The sequence below is a fragment of the Microbacterium sp. CPCC 204701 genome (genome assembly GCF_004010105.1).
In the GTDB taxonomy this organism is placed as follows: Bacteria; Actinomycetota; Actinomycetes; order Actinomycetales; family Microbacteriaceae; genus Microbacterium.
The window spans coordinates 1-3,150 of record NZ_RRYE01000345.1 but is presented as its reverse complement, the minus strand read 5'-3'; the positions used below and the strand labels follow the sequence as shown (position 1 = coordinate 3,150).

General features: G+C 69.6%; 2 protein-coding genes and 1 pseudogene. 2 read left to right on the top strand and 1 reads right to left on the bottom strand.

What is annotated here, in order from left to right; genetic code table 11:
- Together EIO58_RS18950 and EIO58_RS15105 are read left to right on the top strand one after the other, a co-directional pair.
- Positions 1-206: pseudogene (locus EIO58_RS18950) on the top strand (hypothetical protein); the annotation flags it as partial.
- A complete protein-coding gene (locus tag EIO58_RS15105) occupies positions 203-1,228 on the top strand; it encodes a hypothetical protein (protein WP_127820209.1) in 1,026 nt (341 codons plus the stop codon). The pseudogene EIO58_RS18950 and the gene EIO58_RS15105, both read left to right, overlap by 4 nt.
- A 93-nt stretch (positions 1,229-1,321) precedes the next feature.
- Here EIO58_RS15105 and rpsA read toward each other — a convergent pair whose 3' ends face one another.
- Complete coding sequence (gene rpsA, locus EIO58_RS15100; RefSeq protein ID WP_127820208.1) at positions 1,322-2,770, bottom strand: 30S ribosomal protein S1; 1,449 nt, start codon at positions 2,768-2,770, stop codon at positions 1,322-1,324.
- Between the last annotated feature and the right edge of the window lie 380 nt (positions 2,771-3,150).

The window sequence follows — 3,150 nt, the reverse complement described above, 5'->3', positions numbered from 1 at the left end:
AGCCGGTTCGGGCGCCGGCGCCCGGCGATGCCGGCGCCCCGGCCGGAACCACCGAATCCGCGCCCGTGGACCCGGTCCCGGCAGCATCCGAGGCGCTCGCCGTCGAGGTCGTGCCTGAGGCCGCGATGCCGGCCACGGACGACGCGCCGGCGGTCGCGACACTCGCCGAGGTTCCGCTGCCGACACCTGACGAGGTGACGGGATGACGACGACCGGCGTCGGCGAAAGCACGGCGCCGGACGCCCTGCTGCCGTCCGACGCGTCCTCCGACGCGCAGGCCGGCTTCGACGACCCGCTGGAGGCCGCCGAGAACCGCGACATGCGCAACGGGCTGGTGCGGACGCTGCTCGCCGTGCTCGCCAACGTCGGAGTGCTCACCGCCCTGCTGGTGTACTTCGGGTGGGTGCGGGCCGACCGTATGGCCACCCTGGTCGGCCTGGACGAGGCGATTCTCGGGATGACGGTGGACGACTACGTGCGCCGCAGCGTCCGGTCGGTGTTCCTGCTGCCGATCTTCGCCGCCGTCGCAGGTCTGCTGTGGGTGGGTCTGGACCAGTGGTGGCAGCGGCGTCGCGTGCGCTGCGGGATCGACGATCCCGCCGTGGGGTTCGTCGCGCGGTGGCTGTGGGGGGCGGCGACGCTGGTCTTCGTCGCCGGACTGGCGATGTGGCTCGCCGGCTACGCCCTGAGCTTCACCCTCGGCCCACTGGTGTGCGTCGCGGGGCTGCTGCTCTTCCTGTACGCCTTGAGCCTGCGCTCGCGGCTGCCGGGCGCAGTCGGCTTCGCGCCGCTCACCGAGGGTGTGCTGCGCGGCTCGATCGCCCTTCTCGCCGCCGTCGGACTGTTCTGGTCGGCGACGAACTTCGCGACCGTCGAGGGCACCGAGCTCGCCCGGGACTTCGAGGCCCACGTCGCGACGCGGCCCGGGGTCGAGGTCGACAGCGCCGTCCCGCTCGACATCGTGGCACCGGGGGTCGAGACTTCGTGCTTCGGCACCGGCGACGACCGCCGGTACCACTACCGCGGGCTGCGACTGCTCGAGTCCACCGGCGGGAATTACTTCCTGACATCGGAGGACTGGTCGCCCGAGTACGGAGTCGTCGTGATGCTGCCGACGGATGCCGAGGGCACGCGGTTCACATTCGTGCGCGATGTCGAGGGCGTCCGCGCCGAGGCGTACCCGCCGTGCGATGCGGATGAGCCCGCGGGGGCCGGGCCGGCCGGGTGACGCGGGAACGACGAGAGGGCCGGAACCCGATGGGTTCCGGCCCTCTGTCATCGCATCGGCCGCGCTGCGGCCGAATCCATCAGCGTGATGCGCTCAGCGACCCGAGAGCTTCTCGCGCAGGGCGGCGAGAGCCTCGTCGTCCGCGAGCGTGCCTGCGGGGCCGCTCTCGGACGAGAAGGTGCTGGCACCGGTCTCGACCGGTGCGGCCGCCTCGGCCTCGAGGGCCTTGATGACGGCGGCCTTGTGCGCCTCCCAGCGAGCGTGAGCAGCGGCGTACTCCTGCTCCCACTTCTCGCGCTGCTCGTCGAAGCCTTCCTTCCACTGGTTGGTCTCCGGGTCGAAGCCCTCGGGGTACTTGTACTCCCCGTTCTCGTCGTACTCGGTGACCATGCCGTAAAGGGCCGGGTCGAACTCGGTGCCGTAGGGGTCGACCGACTCGTTCGCCTGCTTGAGCGAGAGCGAGATGCGGCGACGCTCGAGGTCGATGTCGATGATCTTGACGAAGACCTCTTCGCCGACCGACACGACCTGCTCGGCGAGCTCGACGTGCTTGCCCGACAGCTCCGAGATGTGCACGAGGCCCTCGATGCCGTCTGCGACGCGCACGAACGCACCGAAGGGAACGAGCTTGGTGACCTTGCCCGGCGCGACCTGGCCGATCGCGTGAGTGCGGGCGAAGACCTGCCACGGGTCCTCCTGCGTCGCCTTGAGCGAGAGCGACACGCGCTCGCGGTCGAGGTCGACCTCGAGGATCTCGACGGTGACCTCCTGGCCCACCTCGACGACCTCGGACGCGTGCTCGATGTGCTTCCACGACAGCTCGGAGACGTGCACGAGACCGTCGACGCCGCCGAGGTCGACGAACGCGCCGAAGTTGACGATCGACGAGACGGTGCCCTTGCGGACCTGGCCCTTGTGCAGGTTGTTGAGGAACGTGGTGCGCGACTCCGACTGCGTCTGCTCGAGCAGGGCGCGGCGCGAGAGGACGACGTTGTTGCGGTTCTTGTCGAGCTCGAGGATCTTCGCCTCGATCTCCTGGCCGAGGTACGGCGTCAAGTCGCGCACGCGGCGCAGCTCGATCAGCGACGCGGGGAGGAAGCCGCGCAGCCCGATGTCGACGATGAGACCACCCTTGACGACCTCGATCACGGAGCCGGTGACGACACCGTCGTTCTCCTTGATCTTCTCGACATCGCCCCACGCACGCTCGTACTGCGCGCGCTTCTTGGACAGGATGAGGCGGCCTTCCTTGTCCTCCTTCTGGAGAACGAGGGCTTCGACCTCGTCGCCGACCTTGACGACCTCGTTGGGGTCGACGTCGTGCTTGATGGAGAGCTCACGCGAGGGGATGACGCCCTCGGTCTTGTAGCCGACGTCGAGGAGGACCTCGTCGCGGTCGATCTTCACCACGGTGCCCTCGATCAGGTCGCCGTCGTTGAAGAACTTCAGAGTCTTCTCGACCGCGGCCAGGAAGTCCTCGGCAGATCCGATGTCGTTGATCGCGACCTGCTTGGTGGCCGGGGCGGTCGTTGCGCTAGTCATGTAGTGGGTTGTCCTTGTTGGGTTGGGTTCTCGGGCCTCCGCCGTCATCGGCGCCGGTCCGCGCGAGCGCGGACGAGCACCTCGAGCCGAGGCGAAGCGGATTTTGTCATGCGATGTCACGAGCCCTTGCGGGGTCCGCGGCCGGTGGGAACCGGCAGCAGGCGTGGCGAAACAGCCACACGAGTGACACTCCAGGGTAACAGAACGCGGGGGTCGCCCGCGATGTTCCTGCCGGGTCCGATTCGAGGCTCGCCGCCCGTCCCGCGCCGGCGCCTCCGGTGGCACCGTCGTGGTCCATGATGGAGCGCGTGCCCCTCTCCCTCGCTCGCACCACCTTGCCCCCGCGCGCCTCCGGGCGCCGCGCGACCCGCCTCGGCCGC